Raw genomic sequence first — 14,831 nt, forward strand, 5'->3', positions numbered from 1 at the left:
CCGGTGGGACGGGGTGTGCCGCCGACCGGCGGCCCGCACCAGGGCACACGGGCACTTCCGCCGCCTGGTTGCGGCGAGTAATGTCTTGCCTCCAACGCGTTCCGATCCCCCTCCGGAGGCGTACCCCGTGATGGGTGGTTCCCCCCTGCGCATCCTCGTCGTCGGCGCGGGCATCGCCGGCCTCGCCGTGGCCCGGGCGCTGCGCCTGGCGGGGTTCCGGCCCGACGTCACCGAGCGGCTGCCACCCACTGAGTCGACCGAGACCGGCCTCTACCTACCAGGTAACGCCGCCCGGGCGATGCGCCGGCTCGACCTCGACGGGCCGCTGCGCCCGCTCGGCCAGGTGATCCACCGGCAGCGCTTCCTCGACGCCGCCGGAGCGCCGCTGTGCGAGGTCGACCTCGACGCGCTCTGGGCGGGCGTGGGGGAGTGCCGGGCGCTGCCCCGGGCCGAACTGCACCGGGTGCTGCTCACCGGTGCCGGCGGCGCGGTGCGCCACGGCGCCGAGGTGAGCACCGTCGACCCGCTGCCCGGCCGGGTCGCCGTCGGTTTCACCGACGGCACCACCGCGGAGTACGACCTGGTCGTCGGCGCCGACGGGCCCCGCTCGGCGGTACGGACGCTCGCCGCGCTCGGCGGACCGCCACGCCCCGCCGGGCAGGTGGTCTACCGCGCCCTGGTGCGCGGCGGCCCCCGCATCGCGGACTGGACCGCCCTGCTCGGCCAGCGGGCCGGGTTCCTCGTGGTGCCGCTCGGCGCCGGGCGGCTCTACTGCTATGCCGACGAGGCCGGCACCGACCTGCCCGCCGACCCGATCGCCCGCCTGCACGAGCTGTTCGGCTCCTACGGCGGCCCGGTGCCCGAGGTGCTGGCCGCGCTGGAGACCGTATGCGTGGAGCGCACCGAGGAGGTCGAGCTGGGACGCTGGTTCCACGGCCGGGTGCTGCTCGTCGGTGACGCCGCTCACGCCACCGCGCCGACGCTGTCCCAGGGTGCCGCCATGGCGCTGGAGGACGCCGTCGTGCTCGCCGAGTCGCTGCGGGCCGCCGGCAGCGTCGACGCCGCGCTGATCGCGTACGAGAGTCGTCGCCGCCCGCGTACCCGCTGGGTGCGGGACCGGACCCGGGACCGCAACCGCACCCGCGACGTGCCGCCGGCGCTGCGCGACCCGTTGCTGCGCGGACGCGGCGGCCGGATCTTCCGGGAGCACTACCGGCTCCTGACCGGTCCCCTCTAGAGAGCGGGAGATCGTAGCCGCCCACCCCACGCGGCGGGGCCACCTACCGGGGACTATCCTCCTTGCGGATGACGGCTGCGCCGATGACCAGCGCGCCGAGCGGGACAACCAGAACCGGAGGCCACTCGTGACCACCGTCGCACCCAAGCCGGTCGTGACCCGGCCCTGGCCGGTCCGGGAGCCGGTCAAGGGGTCGGCCATCGCGCGGCTGCTGCGCACCACGGACGCGAAGCAGATCGGGATCATGTACATGGTCACCGCGTTCGTGTTCTTCATGATCGGTGGCCTGATGGCCCTGATCATGCGTGCCGAACTCGCGCGACCGGGCCTGCAGTTCCTGTCGCCCGAGCAGTACAACCAGCTCTTCACGATGCACGGCACGATCATGCTGCTGTTCTTCGCGACGCCGATCGTGTTCGCCTTCGCGAACTACGTGGTGCCGCTGCAGATCGGCGCGCCGGACGTGTCGTTCCCCCGGCTCAACGCCTTCGCCTACTGGCTGTACCTGTTCGGCGGCACGCTCGCCACCGCGGGCTTCATCGCCCCGGGCGGCGCGGCCGACTTCGGCTGGACCGCGTACACGCCGCTGAGCACCGCCGACCACGCCCCGGGCGTGGGCGCGAACATGTGGGTCGTCGGCCTGGCCATCTCCGGTCTGGGCACGATCCTCGGCGCGGTCAACCTGATCACCACGATCCTGACCCTGCGCGCGCCCGGCATGACCATGTTCCGGATGCCGATCTTCACCTGGAACATGCTGGTCACCAGCCTGCTGGCGATCCTGGTCTTCCCGCTGCTGGCCGCCGCGCTGTTCGCGCTCGCCGCGGACCGCCTGATGGGCGCCCACGTGTACGACCCGGCGACCGGCGGGCCGATGCTGTGGCAGCACCTGTTCTGGTTCTTCGGTCACCCCGAGGTGTACATCATCGCGCTGCCGTTCTTCGGCATCATCAGCGAGATCATCCCGGTGTTCTCCCGGAAGCCGATCTTCGGCTACAAGGGCCTGGTGGCCGCCACCATCGCCATCGCCGCCCTGTCGATGAGCGTCTGGGCGCACCACATGTTCGCCACCGGCCAGGTGCTGCTGCCCTTCTTCAGCTTCCTGAGCTACCTGATCGCGGTGCCGACCGGTATGAAGTTCTTCAACTGGATCGGCACCATGTGGCGGGGCCAGATCACCTTCGAGACGCCGATGCTGTTCTCGATCGGCTTCCTGGTGACCTTCCTCTTCGGTGGTCTCACCGGTGTGCTGCTGGCCAGCCCGCCGCTCGACTTCCACCTGCACGACTCGTACTTCGTGGTGGCGCACTTCCACTACGTGCTCTTCGGCACGATCGTGTTCGCGGTGTTCGCCGGCATCTACTTCTGGTTCCCGAAGATGTTCGGCCGGATGCTCGACGAGCGGCTCGGCAAGATCCACTTCTGGCTGACCATGATCGGCTTCCACACCACGTTCCTGGTGCAGCACTGGCTGGGCAACGAGGGCATGCCGCGCCGGTACGCCGACTACCAGGCCGCCGACGGCTTCACCACGCTGAACACGATCTCCACGATCGGCGCGTTCATCACCGGTATCTCGACGCTGCCGTTCATCTGGAACTGCTGGAAGTCGTACAAGACCGGCCCGGTCGTCGAGGTCGACGACCCGTGGGGCCACGGCAACTCGCTCGAGTGGGCCACCAGCTCCCCGCCGCCGCTGCGCAACTTCGACCGCATGCCGCGGATCCGCTCGGAGCGGCCGGCGTTCGACGCGAAGTTCCCCGAGCTTGCCGCCGGGCAGAGCCTGGCCGGTCCGCCCGAGGGTGGTGCCAAGCCGCTGACCAGCGAGGTCAACGGTGGCGCCAGCTACCAGGAGGACACCGCAGGCAACCTCGACCAGCGCTGACGCAGTCCAAGGCCGGGCGCCGCACTCCCTCACGGGGGTGCGGCGCCCGCCCTGTTTCCTCCCGCCCGCCCCGCCCGCCCGCCCATCCCCGTTGATCATGAAGTTGACGGTGTTCCGTGTCCGATTTGTCGCCGCCAACTTCATGATCACCGGGGTGGGGGGCGGGGTGCGGCACCAGTTCGGGGGAGTGGTGGTGTCCGGAGCGCCTGGAACTAGCCACCTCCCCGTACTGGTTTCGCCCCGCCTCGGGGGAGCACGAATTCCTCGATCACGCCGGGCGGGGTAGGGGGCGGAAGGCGTGAGCGAGGGCCGAGGGCTAGCGGGAGGCCAGGGCCAGGTCGGGGTCGGTCGGGGTGGGGAGTCGGGTGCGGCGGTGGCGCAGCTCTATCGGGAGCACCGCCAGCGCCACCAGCGCGCCGATCGCGCCGGTGACCACGAAGCCCCACGCGGGCGCGGAGGCGTCGATGACCGCGCCGGCCAGCGGTGCGCCGAGCGCGATGCCGACCGTCACGGCGGAACCGTGCAGGCCCATCGCCAGACCTCGGACGGAGGACGGGGCCAGCCGGCTGACCGCGTCGGAGGTGGACGCGATGGTGGGCGCGCAGAGCGCACCGGCCGGGATCAGCGCCAGGCAGAGCAGCCACCAGTGCGACCCGCCCAGCCCGACCGGGATGGTGGTGAGGCTCAGCGCGGCCATCAGCGCCAGCGGGGAGAACGAGCGGCGTACCGCGCCGTAGGCGAAGCCGCCGGCCAGCGAGGCGACCGCCCAGGCGGCCAGCACGGCGCCGGTCCAGCCGACCTCGCCTCCCTCTCTGAGCACGGCGACCACCGCGACGTCGGTGCCGCCGAGCACCAGGGTGGCGGCGAGGCTGACCGCCAGGACGGCCAGCAGGCGCGGGGTGAGCCATTCGCGGCGGTGCACCGGGCGCGGCGGACCGGCCGGTTCGTCGGCGGCCCGGATCGGCGGGTCGAGCAGCCAGAAGCAGATGCCGGAGGCGACGATGCCGGCGCCGACCGCCCAGAGCGTCAGGCGCGGCGTGACGGCGGTGGCCAACGCGACGGCGAGCGCCGGGCCGACCATGAACGACAGCTCCACGGCCATCGAGTCCAGCGCGTACGCGGGGCGGCGCTTCTCCACCGGCACCAGCGCGGCGATCGACTGGCGGACCATCGAGAAGATCGGCAGGGCGAGCAGCCCGGCGAAGAACGCGGCCGGCAGGAGCACCGGGTACGGCAGTGTGGGCGCGGCGGACCAGAAGAGCGCCTCGGCGACGGTGGTGAGCACCAGCACCGGCCGGAGCCCTCGGCGATCGATGAGCCGCCCGAGCAGCGGCGCGCCGACCGCCGCGCCGATCGTCGACGCGGCGCCGACCAGGCCGGCGGCGCCGTAGCCGCGGCCCAGGTCGAGCACCACGTAGAAGGTGAGCGTCACCCCGGTGGCGGTCAGCGGCACACGGGCCAGCACCGACACCAGCAGCAACGATCGGAGACCGGGTAGGGCGAGCGCATCCCGGTAAGGCTTCAGGTTCACGACGGTCCGTACCTCCGGCGCCATCCTGGGGCCGGGGTACGACACCCGCAAGCGATTACCGGGTCAAGCGGTGGCGATCACAGGCTCGCCCACCATTGTCACCCCGGCGCCGTCGAGTGCCCGCAGCGCCACGTCGAGCGTGTCCGGCGCGACGGCGGCGGTCAGGTCGAGCAGCACGGTGGTCCGGAAGCCCTCCCGGGCGGCGTCCAGGGCGGTCGCGCGTACGCAGTGGTCGGTGGCGATGCCGACCACGTCGACCCGGTCCACGTCGTGCCGGCGCAGCCAGTCGGCCAGGCACTCGCCGTCGGGCGCGTGGCCTTCGAACCCGGAGTACGCGGCCGCGTGCTCGCCCTTGTGGAAGATCACCTCGACCCGGTCGGTCGCCAGCTCGCTGTGGAACTCGGAGCCGGAGGTGCCCACCACGCAGTGCCGTGGCCAGGAGTCGACGTAGTCCGGCGGGTCGCCGAAGTGCGCGCCCGGGTCGACGTGGTAGTCCTTCGTCGCGACCACGTGGTCCCACCGGTCCGGCTCGGCGGCGAGCAGCCGGGAGATGCCGGCGGCCACGCCGGCTCCGCCACCGACCGCGAGGGAGCCGCCCTCGCAGAAGTCGTTCTGCACGTCCACGATGATCAGGGCGTTCGCCATCTGACGGGTTCCTCCTCAGCTCGCGGGTACGACGGTCACCGGTACGGCGGGATCCCCGGCGGAGAGCTTGAGCCCCTCCCACGGGATCGAGATCAGGCACTGGCGCAGGTGGTCCCGGGACTCCTCCAGCGTGGGCAGCGTCTCCGGCTCGCCCGACACCACGTACGAGTGCTGGAGCAGCCGGTCGTTGGGCTGCCGGTCCGGTACGCCCTGCGGCACGATGACCTCCTCGGTGGCGGTGCCGGTGGGCTTGTGCCGGCGGACCGCGACCTTCCGGCCGCCGATGGTGGCCTTGTGCTCGGAGCGCTTGACCACCGGCCGCCCCTCCACCTCGACCAGCTTGTAGACCAGGCCGGCGGTGGGCGCGCCGGAGCCGGTCACCACCGCGGTGCCGGCGCCGTACATGTCGACCGGTTCGGCGGCGAGCGCGGCGATGGCGTACTCGTCGAGGTCACCGGAGACGATGATCTTCGTCTCGGTGGCGCCGAGTGAGTCGAGCAGCTCGCGGGACTGCTGGGCGATCACCGCGAGGTCGCCGGAGTCGATCCGGACCGCCCGCAGCTCCGGCCCGGCCACCGCGATCGCGTTGCGGATGCCCTGGGCGATGTCGTACGTGTCGACGAGCAACGTGGTGTCCTTGCCCAGCGTAGCGACCTGGGAGGCGAACGCGGCCCGCTCGTCGTCGTGCAGCAGCGTGAAGGCGTGCGCGGCGGTGCCCGCGGTGGGGATGCCGTAGCGCTGCCCGGCGGCCAGGTTGGAGGTGAAGCGGAACCCGGCCAGGTACGCGGACCGCGCCGCCGCGACGGCGGCCTCCTCGTGCGCCCGGCGGGAGCCCATCTCGATCAGCGCCCGGCCCCGGGCGGCGGTGACCATCCGGGCCGCGGCGGCGGCGACCGCGCAGTCGTGGTTGAGCACCGACAGGACGAGCGTCTCCAGCACCACGCACTCGGCGAACGTGCCGGACACGGTGAGGATCGGGGAGCCGGGGAAGAACAGCTCGCCCTCGGCGTAGCCGTCGATGTCGCCGGTGAACCGGTAGCCGGCCAGCCACTGCGCGGCCGGCTCGTCCACCACACCGGTACGGCGCAGGAAGTCGATCTCCGCCGGGTCGAACCGGAAGTCGCGGATCATCTCGATCAGGCGGCCGGTTCCGGCGACCACGCCGTACCGGCGCCCGGCCGGCAGCCGCCGGCTGAACACCTCGAAGACGCAGCGTCGGTCGGCCGTGCCGTCACGCAGGGCCGCGCTGACCATGGTCAGCTCGTAGTGGTCGGTCAGCAGCGCGGGACGAAGGGTGCTCACCGCCCCAGCCTAGAGTTCAGTCCGGATCCGCGCCGTCGTGGCCCGGCATCGACCGCAGGGCGGCCCGCAACTCGCCGCGCCCGGCGACGCCGAGTTTGCTGTAGACGCGCTGGAGATGGTTCTCCACGGTGCGTGTCGACAGGAACAGCCGCTCGGCGATGGCGCGGCTGGTCACGCCGTCCGCGGCCAGCCGGGCGACCTCCCACTCCCGCTCGCTGAGCGCCGGGCGCAGCAGCCGCAGCGCCGGGGTGGAGATCTCGTCGCAGCGGCGCAGCAGATCCGCGAGACGTTCCCGGATCGGCCCGGTGGCGCCGGCCCGGACGTGTCGCGTCCGGTGCAGGGCCAGGGCGGTCGCCTCGGCCGCGTACACGATCAGCTCCCGGTCGGCGAAGGCGTCGGCGACCGCGAGCAGTGCGTCCGGCGAGCCGTCGACAGCGGCCCGGCCGAACCGGGCGACGAGCGGCGGCAGGACGCCGTCGACCTGCTCGGAGAGTTCGGCCAGGCGTTGCGCCACGGTGCGCCGGCCACCGTCGGTGCAGGTCGGCCCGACCGGCGCGGCGGCCTGGTCCAGCCGGACCAGGTCGAGCAGGACGAGCAGCTCGTGCCCGGCCAGGCCGTCCTCGCGCAGCCGGTCGGCCAGCGCGCACAGGTGCTTGGTGGCCGCCGGCACGTCACCCGTGGCGGCCTGGACCGCGCCCCGGGCCTGTTCCAGCCACGGGTAGAGCACGGCCATGCCGGGCGCGTGCGTCCGGTCCGCCTCGGCCATCGCGTCGGCCGCGTGCGTCACGTCCCCGCGCAGCGCGGCGGCCTGGGCGCGCTCGGCGTGCGCGAGGCCCGCGTACACCCGGCTGGTGGCGAGCACCGCGCACGCCTCCAGGCTGGTCCGCAGCGCCTCGTCGCCGCGCCCGCGCAGCCGTGCCGCGTGCGCCTGCAGGATGGCCAGGTAGCCGGTGCCGAGCCGGAAGTCACCGGCCCCGGCCAGGTCGGCGAACTCGTCGGCGACTATCGCGTCGATGCCGGGCAGGTCGCCGGAGAGCGCCAGCCGGGTGCCCCGGGCCAGCTCCATGGCGAGCTGGAGGTAGGGCATGTCGGCCCGCCAGCACGCCGCCTCGGCCTGCACCCGGGCGATCGCTGTGGCGCTGCGCTGGTATTGCCCCTGCGCGGCCTGGAGGTGGGCGAGCGTGCAGCGGGCCAGCTCCCGGGCCGCCATCGGGGCGGCGGGCCGGTCCAGCACCTCCTGGGCCAGCCGGACCGCGACGTCGACGTCGAGGCGGTGCAGCCGCATGATGGCCTCGAACGCGCGTACCCGGGCCCGGTCGGCGGGGTCGCTCAGCTCGTCGCCACGCGCGGCGATCTCCTCCACGGTGGACTCGCGGTTGAGCCCCCAGTAGCTGACCATGCCCCGGACGGTCAGCCACCGGCTGCGCCGCCGGTCGTCGTGGATCTCGCCGGCGACCTGGTCGAGCACTCCGATCGCCTCGTCCGGCCGGTCGCCGAACATGAGGATGGTGGCGAGCAGTTCGGCCGCGTCGGTGCCGCCGCCGGCCTCCAGCGCGGCGCGGGCCAGCCGGGTGGCCAGCGGCACGTCGTACCTGCCGAACGCCTGCACCGCCGCTTCGAGCAGCAGGGCCACGTCCTGTGCCGTCCCCGAGTCGAGCCGCCACACCGCGACGCGCAGCAGGTCCTCCCGGCGGCGCTTGCCGACCTGTTCCAGCAGCCCGGCCAGGGTGGCCTGGAGCCGGCGGGTGCGGCTGACCGGGCAGTGCCGGCGCATCACCTCGCCGTAGAGCGGGTGCGCCAGCCGGACGTTGAGCCGCCGGTCGTCGTGGACCAGCGTGATGAGCCCGCGTTCCTCGGCCGTCTCCACGTCCGCCGGGTCGACCGCCCGTTCCAGCAGTTGCAGGCCCAGCGGCTCGCCGAAGGCGACAAGCTCGACGACCGCCCGGACGCCGGGGGTGAGCTGGCCGATCCGGGTGTCGATCAGCTCGGTGAGGTTGGGCGCCAGCTCCAGCCGGCCGGTCCAGGTCCAGAGCCCGTACCTGCGGTCCAGCGCGTCGTCGGCGGCGAGCACCAGTTCCCGCAGCAGCAGCGGGTTGCCGGCGGAGAGCTGGAACAGCCGGTCCGAGGAGCCGGCGTCGACCGGGCCGCCCAGGATGGCGGCGAGCAGCCCGGAGGTCTCGGTGCGGCACAGCGGGCCCAGTTCGACCAGGTCGGCCAGGTCGTCGGTCCAGAGTGCGCGGATCGGCAGCGGAACCTGTTCGCCGTTGCGCAGCGTCCCGACGACGTACGCGTTCTCCGAGCGGGCGACCAGGTGCACGAGCGCCGCCGAGGGCGGGTCGAGCAGATGCGCGTCGTCGATGGCGAGCACGATGGGCCGGCCGGCTGCCTGTTCCTGGAGCACGTCCAGGGCCCAGCGCAGGATCCCGGCGGGGGACAGGCCCTGCGGCTGCGAGGCGGGCAGCACCTGGACCAGCCCGCCGAACGGCAGCGCGGCGGTGGTGGCGCTGGCCGCGATGGACCAGATCGCGTACCGCTCGGGGGAGAGCGCGGCCACCCCCTCGCGCAACAGCCGGCTCTTGCCGACCCCGGCGTCGCCGCTGAAGAGCAACCCGCGCCCCTCGGGGCCGCCGACCGCCGACAACAGACGGTTGAGTTCATCAGTACGGCCGACGAACTCCCACCTACTCATCGATGCAGCATATCGACCGTGTTCCGTCCGCGTACGTATCGTCACGCAGTGAAGTTGAGTAATCTGTTCATTACCCGTGAGTACCGGAGTTGTTGGCTGTCGGATGGCCGACACCCTTACTCTTCCGGCAGTCCCCGTAACCAGGGAAGATCCGCGACCGGCACCCCGGTCGCCCGACCGGGAGGCCCACCTGATGACACCGGGTCCGCTCCCATCGGTCGACGTGCCCGACCCGAGCCGTCAGGCCGAGCCCCCCTCCGGAAGCGCCCCGCTGCCGACCCGGCTCGGTGTGACAGCGCCCGGTCCCGACGAGCCGATGGCGGTGGTCGTCGCCGGTCCGGCCGGCGCGAACCGGCGCGAGCTGATCGCCGGCCTGCTCGGGATCGAGGCCGCGACGCTCGCCGTGCCGCCGGGGAGCAACCTGCTGGTCCAGCACGCCGCCACCGCCACCCGCGCCGCGTACGTCCCGGGCTACCGCCAGCCGCACTCCTACGGCGCCGACCCGCTCGCGGCCGGCCCGGCGCTGGCCCGGCCGCCCCGCCGGGTCGAGCTGAGCCTGTCCGATCCGCTGCTGCGGCACTTCGCGGTGGTTGACACGCCTGATACCGGCACGCTCGGCGTGGCCGGCGGCCGGGTGCTGCGCGACGCCGTCGGCCGGGCCGGCGCGCTGCTCTTCGTGATCTCCGCCGAGCAGGCGTTCAGCGCGGCCGAGCTGCACCTGCTGGCCGAGGTGGCGCGTACCCGGGTCGAGGTGTTCTTCGCCGTCACGCCCGGCGTGACCGGCCCGGCGCCGGGCGACGGCGCGCGGGCCCCGGACCGGACGGCGTCCGGCCGGGCCGGGTCCGCCCGCCCGCTCGACCCGGTCTCGGTCTCCATCGAGGCGCACCGCGCCGCGCTGCTGGCCGCCGTGCCGGCGCTCGCCCCGGCCCGGTGGTTCCCGGCCCGCCGCGCCGAGCTGCCGAACCTGCGCCGCGCGCTGGTGAACTGGGCCGCCGGCGAGGTGCTGCGGCGCGGCAGCGCCCACCCGCCGGTGCCGGTCGGCGGGCACGGCCGGGTGCCGGTGCTCGCCGGTGTCGAGCCGGGTGAGCTGGCCGACGGGATCGACCGCCAGGCCCGCGCCTGCGCCCGCCGGATCCGTCAGCACCTCGCCCTGGAGCTGGCGAACATCCACCTGCGGGTGGTGCAGGAGATCGTCTTCGGGGTCGGCTGCGCCGGCCTGCCGCAGATGCTCGACCGGGAGCTGGAGGCGCTGTCGCTGCTCGCCACCGCCCAGTGCGACGAGGCGGTGCGGGGCCTGGTCGACGAGGCCGCCGCCCGGGTCTTCGGCGCGCCGCTGGCCGAGGGCGTACGCCGGCGGATCGTCCATGCGGTGCGCTGGGGCCTGACCGACAACCCGGACGCCCCCGAGCTGGACCGGGTGCTCCTGGTCACGAGCACGGCCGGGGTCGCCGGCCTGACCGGCGCGGGTGCCCTGGACGCGCTGGCCGGGCTGCCCGGCGCGCAGCGGGACGAGGTGCTCCCGCCGGTCGGCGTCGCCCTCAACGGAGGCTGCTGGCAGCACTGGCGGGCACCGGGCAACAACGACCCGAACGCCGCCCGTTCCTGGGCCCAGCGCGCGCTGCGCGAGGTCGAGCTCGAACTGTCCCGCGAGGTGTCCCGCCGCTTCGAGGTGATCCGTCTCTCGCTCGGCGGGGTGCTCGCCGATGCGGTCGACCACGGCATCCTGCTTGCCTGACCACGCCGCGGGCACACCGCGACCCGGGCTCGCGTACGCGGCCCGGGCGGGTGACGACGACTGCCGCGCCGTTCCGGTTCATCGGTTCCCCGGATCCGGTGGCACGATGGGGGGCATGGCGGCTCCACAGGTTGCGCCGGTCGAGACGCCGGACACCGAAGAGGTGCCGGTCTCCGACCGGCCATGGGTGACCATCGTCTGGGACGATCCGGTCAACCTGATGACGTACGTGACCTGGGTGTTCCAGAAGCTCTTCGGGTACAGCCGGGAGAAGGCGGAGCGGCTCATGCTGGACGTGCACCACAAGGGCAAGGCCGTGGTCTCCAGCGGCGCCCGGGAGCGGATGGAGCACGACGCGGCGCAGCTGCACGCGTACGGGCTCTGGGCGACGGTGGACAGGTCATGAGCATGTTCCGCCGCCGGGGCGACCACTACGTGGCCACGTTCGCGGTCGACGAGGTCCGGGTCCTGCGCAAGGTCGCAGGCGAGGTGGTCGGCCTGCTGACCGACGGCTTCGACCACGGTGACCCGGTGGTCGGGCGGCTGTTCCCCGACGTCTACCCGGACGACGACGCCGGCACCGCCGAGTTCCGCCGCTACACCGAGGGCGACCTGAAGACCGGCAAGATCGACCAGGCGGGCGCCGTGCTCGCCGCGCTGCCCGACGGGGACACCGGTGGCGAGGTGCGGCTGGACGCGGAGGCCGCCGAGGCGTGGCTGCGGGCACTGAACGACGCCCGGCTGGCGATGGGCGTACGCCTGGAGATCAAGGACGGCACCGACCTGGGTGAGGAGCTCGACGACGCGGTCGCCGCCGACCCGGGTTCGTCCCGGGTGTTCCAACTGTCGGTCTACGCCTATCTCGGATATCTCCAGGAATCCCTGCTCAACGCGCTCATCGACTGAGTGGTGACGGTCGCCACCTCGCCGCCCGGCCGGGCCAGGGGCTAGGCTTGGCGGCGTGCTGAGCATCGACCGGTCGATCATCGACGCGATCGTCGCCCACGCGCGTCGGGACCACCCGGACGAGGCGTGCGGCGTGGTCGCCGGCCCCGTCGGCAGCGACACCCCGACCCGGCACATCCCGATGGACAACGCCGCCCGCTCCATGACGTTCTACGAGTTCGACTCGATGGAGCAGTTGCGGGTGTGGCGCGAGATGGACGACCGCGACGAGGAACCGGTCGTCATCTACCACTCGCACACCGCGACGGAGGCCTACCCGTCGCGTACGGACGTCTCCTTCGCCGGCGAGCCGGGCGCGCACTACCTGCTCGTCTCGACCCGCGAGCCCGACACCGAGGAGATCCGCTCCTTCCGGATCGTCGACGGCGTGGTCACCGAGGAACCGGTGGAGATCGTGGACGCCGCCGTGGACCCGAACGCCGTCCAGTCCTACATGTTCGGGCAGAGCCCGGCGACGGTCGACTACGAGTGTTCCGACCGCTGACCTTCAGCGCCGGCACCTTCCTTTTCCCGTCACCTGGCACGATCCCGAACGAGGAGCACGAGACACCATGGCCATCGAGGTTCGCATCCCCACCATCCTGCGCAGCTACACCGGCGGCGCGAAGGTCGTCGAGGGCAGCGGCGACACGCTCGCCGACCTGATCGCCGACCTGGACTCCCGGCACGGCGGCCTGAAGGCCCGCCTGGTCACCGACGCGGGCGCGCTGCACCGGTTCGTCAACGTCTACGTCAACGACGAGGACGTCCGCTTCCTCGGCGCGCTCGACGCCAAGCTCAACGACGGCGACAGCGTGACCATCCTGCCGGCCGTGGCCGGTGGCGCGTTCGGCTTCGCGGCCGCCGCGGCGATCGCCTCGCACGCGGTCTCCACGCGCGCCGCCCGCTGAGGGGGCCCGCGATGGCGCGGTACGACAGTCTCCTCGACGCCTGCGGCGGCACGCCGCTGGTCGGGTTGCCCCGGCTCTCGCCGACGGTCCCGGCCGGGGCGCCGCCGGTGCGGCTCTGGGCCAAGCTGGAGGACCGGAACCCGACCGGCAGCATCAAGGACCGCGCGGCCCTGTTCATGGTGCGCGCGGCCGAGGAGTCGGGCCGGCTGCGTCCGGGTGACACGATCCTGGAGCCGACGAGCGGCAACACCGGCATCTCGCTGGCGATGGTGGCGAAGCTGCGCGGCTACCGGCTGGTCTGCGTGATGCCGGAGAACGTCTCCACCGAGCGGGTGCAGCTGCTCCGCATGTACGGCGCGGAGATCATCTTCTCGCCTGCCGCGGGCGGCTCGAACCAGGCGGTCGCGACCGCGAAGCAGATCTCCGCCGAGCACCCGGACTGGGTGATGCTCTACCAGTACGGCAACGAGGCGAACGCCCGGGCGCACTACGAGACGACCGGGCCGGAGCTGCTCCAGGACCTGCCGGGCATCACCCACTTCGTGGCCGGTCTGGGCACCACCGGCACGCTCATGGGCACCGGGCGCTACCTGCGGGAGAAGGTCGAGGGCATCCAGATCGTGGCGGCCGAGCCGCGCTACGGCGAGCTGGTCTACGGTCTGCGCAACATCGACGAGGGCTACGTGCCCGAGCTGTACGACGCCGGGGTGCTGTCCCGCCGGTTCTCCGTGGGCACCCGGGACGCGGTGCTGCGTACCCGGCAGCTCGTCGAGGTGGAGGGCATCTTCGCCGGATTCTCCACCGGTGCCATCCTGCACGCCGCGCTCGCGGTGGCGCACGAGGCGGTCCGCGACGGCCGCGGCGCGGACGTGGCGTTCGTGGTCTGCGACGGCGGCTGGAAGTACCTCTCGACCGGCGCGTACGGCGGCACCCTCGCCGACGCGGAGGAGGCCCTGGAGGGCCAGCTCTGGGCCTGACGGACCGATGGCCGGTCCGGTCGGTGGCATGCCCGCCGGCCGGACCGCCGGTCTCGTCCGGAGCAGACGTGTATGGGTGTCACGTTGATGACAACTTCCGGCAGATGATTCTTGCCCGACCGGGGCGACGCGTAGGCTGCGCAGCGTGGCGAGCGCGTCGGTAGAGATCATCGGCGGTGTCGCCGCCGGCGCATCGACTACTCATGGTGAGATCGAGGCCACCGGATGAGATTGACCGTCCTCGGCTGCGCGGGCAGCTTCCCGGGCCCCGAATCCCCCTGTTCGGCCTATCTCATGGAAGCCGAGGGCTTCCGGCTCCTGATCGACTTCGGTGTGGGCTCGCTGTCCACGCTCCAGCGCTACGTCGGGCTGCACGCCCCCGACGCCATCCTCCTCACCCACCTGCACTGCGACCACATGTTCGACGCCGTGTCCTACGTGGTGGTACGCCGGTACGCGCCGGACGGCCCGTACCCGCCCATGCCGATGTACGCCCCCTCCGGCGCGCCCGACCGGCTGGCCGCCGCGTACGGGCAGGAGGAGGGCTCGGTGGAGGACGTCTACCAGTTCTACGGCCTCCAGCCGGGCACGTTCCCGATCGGCCCGTTCACCGTCACCGTCGATCGGATGAACCACCCGGTGGAGACGTACGGGGTGCGGCTGGAGCACGGCGGCCGGGTGTTCTGCTACTCCGCCGACACCGCGCCCTGCGAGGCGCTGCTGCGCCTGGCCCAGGACGCCGACGTGTTCCTCTGCGAGGCGAGCTACATGGACGGCGTGGAGAACCCGCCGGACCTGCACCTGACCGGCCGGGAGGCCGGCGAGGCGGCCACCAAGGCGGGCGTGGGGCGGCTCCTGCTCACCCATCTCGTACCCGCGTGGGGCAGCGAGTCGCAGACGGTGGAGGCGGCGGCCGGGGCGTACGCCGGGCCGCTGGACGTGGTCCGGCCCGGCGCCTGCTACGAGGTCTGAGC

At 73.1% G+C, this 14,831-nt stretch carries 13 protein-coding genes; 9 read left to right on the forward strand and 4 right to left on the reverse strand.

Annotation, left to right across the window (positions count from 1 at the left end):
- The first annotated feature begins 130 nt into the window (after window positions 1-130).
- Complete coding sequence (locus tag ACPCK6_RS14910; RefSeq protein WP_396880118.1) at window positions 131-1,237, forward strand: FAD-dependent monooxygenase; 1,107 nt, start codon at window positions 131-133, stop codon at window positions 1,235-1,237.
- Window positions 1,238-1,364: 127 nt separating this feature from the next.
- Window positions 1,365-3,122: an aa3-type cytochrome oxidase subunit I gene (gene ctaD, locus ACPCK6_RS14915; RefSeq protein WP_013284349.1), complete on the forward strand. Its 1,758-nt coding sequence runs from the start codon at window positions 1,365-1,367 to the stop codon at window positions 3,120-3,122.
- A gap of 316 nt (window positions 3,123-3,438) precedes the next feature.
- Here ctaD and ACPCK6_RS14920 read toward each other — a convergent pair whose 3' ends face one another.
- Genes ACPCK6_RS14920 through ACPCK6_RS14935 form a run of 4 tightly spaced genes read right to left on the reverse strand, consistent with a single transcriptional unit; the run spans window position 3,439 to window position 9,289 of the window.
- Entirely contained in the window at window positions 3,439-4,677 is a 1,239-nt protein-coding gene (locus ACPCK6_RS14920) for an MFS transporter (protein ID WP_423481395.1), read from the reverse strand.
- Between the two features lie 39 nt (window positions 4,678-4,716).
- Complete coding sequence (locus tag ACPCK6_RS14925; RefSeq protein WP_355507349.1) at window positions 4,717-5,298, reverse strand: isochorismatase family protein; 582 nt, start codon at window positions 5,296-5,298, stop codon at window positions 4,717-4,719.
- Window positions 5,299-5,313: 15 nt separating this feature from the next.
- On the reverse strand, window positions 5,314-6,600 hold the full coding sequence (locus ACPCK6_RS14930; RefSeq protein WP_318332605.1) for a nicotinate phosphoribosyltransferase: 1,287 nt from the start codon (window positions 6,598-6,600) through the stop codon (window positions 5,314-5,316).
- A 16-nt stretch (window positions 6,601-6,616) separates the two neighbouring features.
- Entirely contained in the window at window positions 6,617-9,289 is a 2,673-nt protein-coding gene (locus ACPCK6_RS14935) for a LuxR C-terminal-related transcriptional regulator (protein ID WP_396880121.1), read from the reverse strand.
- A gap of 223 nt (window positions 9,290-9,512) precedes the next feature.
- Between ACPCK6_RS14935 and ACPCK6_RS14940 the strand changes: the two genes are divergently transcribed.
- From ACPCK6_RS14940 to ACPCK6_RS14970, 7 genes are all read left to right on the forward strand, one after another.
- On the forward strand, window positions 9,513-11,024 hold the full coding sequence (locus ACPCK6_RS14940) for an amino acid adenylation domain-containing protein (protein ID WP_423481396.1): 1,512 nt from the start codon (window positions 9,513-9,515) through the stop codon (window positions 11,022-11,024).
- A 115-nt stretch (window positions 11,025-11,139) separates the two neighbouring features.
- On the forward strand, window positions 11,140-11,430 hold the full coding sequence (clpS, locus tag ACPCK6_RS14945; protein WP_018786685.1) for an ATP-dependent Clp protease adapter ClpS: 291 nt from the start codon (window positions 11,140-11,142) through the stop codon (window positions 11,428-11,430).
- On the forward strand, window positions 11,427-11,930 hold the full coding sequence (locus tag ACPCK6_RS14950) for a DUF2017 domain-containing protein (protein ID WP_318332608.1): 504 nt from the start codon (window positions 11,427-11,429) through the stop codon (window positions 11,928-11,930). Before clpS ends, ACPCK6_RS14950 begins: the two co-directional genes overlap by 4 nt.
- A 55-nt stretch (window positions 11,931-11,985) precedes the next feature.
- Window positions 11,986-12,474: a M67 family metallopeptidase gene (locus ACPCK6_RS14955; protein WP_013284357.1), complete on the forward strand. Its 489-nt coding sequence runs from the start codon at window positions 11,986-11,988 to the stop codon at window positions 12,472-12,474.
- Window positions 12,475-12,541: 67 nt separating this feature from the next.
- On the forward strand, window positions 12,542-12,880 hold the full coding sequence (locus ACPCK6_RS14960; protein WP_047892373.1) for a MoaD family protein: 339 nt from the start codon (window positions 12,542-12,544) through the stop codon (window positions 12,878-12,880).
- A gap of 11 nt (window positions 12,881-12,891) precedes the next feature.
- Entirely contained in the window at window positions 12,892-13,857 is a 966-nt protein-coding gene (locus tag ACPCK6_RS14965; protein ID WP_135243562.1) for a PLP-dependent cysteine synthase family protein, read from the forward strand.
- 225 nt (window positions 13,858-14,082) lie between these two features.
- The gene (locus tag ACPCK6_RS14970) at window positions 14,083-14,829 is read left to right on the forward strand and encodes an MBL fold metallo-hydrolase (protein ID WP_366621682.1); all 747 of its coding nucleotides are present in this window, start codon (window positions 14,083-14,085) and stop codon (window positions 14,827-14,829) included.
- The last annotated feature ends 2 nt before the right edge of the window (window positions 14,830-14,831 follow it).

Source organism: Micromonospora sp. AB353, assembly GCF_049538395.1.
Lineage (GTDB): Bacteria > Actinomycetota > Actinomycetes > Mycobacteriales > Micromonosporaceae > Micromonospora > Micromonospora aurantiaca.

Coding starts and splice junctions, on each gene's coding strand:
- ACPCK6_RS14910 (WP_396880118.1), top strand. CDS start 131: ATGGGTGGTTCCCCCCTGCGCATCCTCGTCGTCGGCGCGGGCATCGCC.
- ACPCK6_RS14920 (WP_423481395.1), bottom strand. CDS start 4,677: ATGGCGCCGGAGGTACGGACCGTCGTGAACCTGAAGCCTTACCGGGAT.
- ACPCK6_RS14925 (WP_355507349.1), bottom strand. CDS start 5,298: ATGGCGAACGCCCTGATCATCGTGGACGTGCAGAACGACTTCTGCGAG.
- ACPCK6_RS14935 (WP_396880121.1), bottom strand. CDS start 9,289: ATGAGTAGGTGGGAGTTCGTCGGCCGTACTGATGAACTCAACCGTCTG.
- clpS (WP_018786685.1), top strand. CDS start 11,140: ATGGCGGCTCCACAGGTTGCGCCGGTCGAGACGCCGGACACCGAAGAG.
- ACPCK6_RS14950 (WP_318332608.1), top strand. CDS start 11,427: ATGAGCATGTTCCGCCGCCGGGGCGACCACTACGTGGCCACGTTCGCG.
- ACPCK6_RS14960 (WP_047892373.1), top strand. CDS start 12,542: ATGGCCATCGAGGTTCGCATCCCCACCATCCTGCGCAGCTACACCGGC.
- ACPCK6_RS14965 (WP_135243562.1), top strand. CDS start 12,892: ATGGCGCGGTACGACAGTCTCCTCGACGCCTGCGGCGGCACGCCGCTG.
- ACPCK6_RS14970 (WP_366621682.1), top strand. CDS start 14,083: ATGAGATTGACCGTCCTCGGCTGCGCGGGCAGCTTCCCGGGCCCCGAA.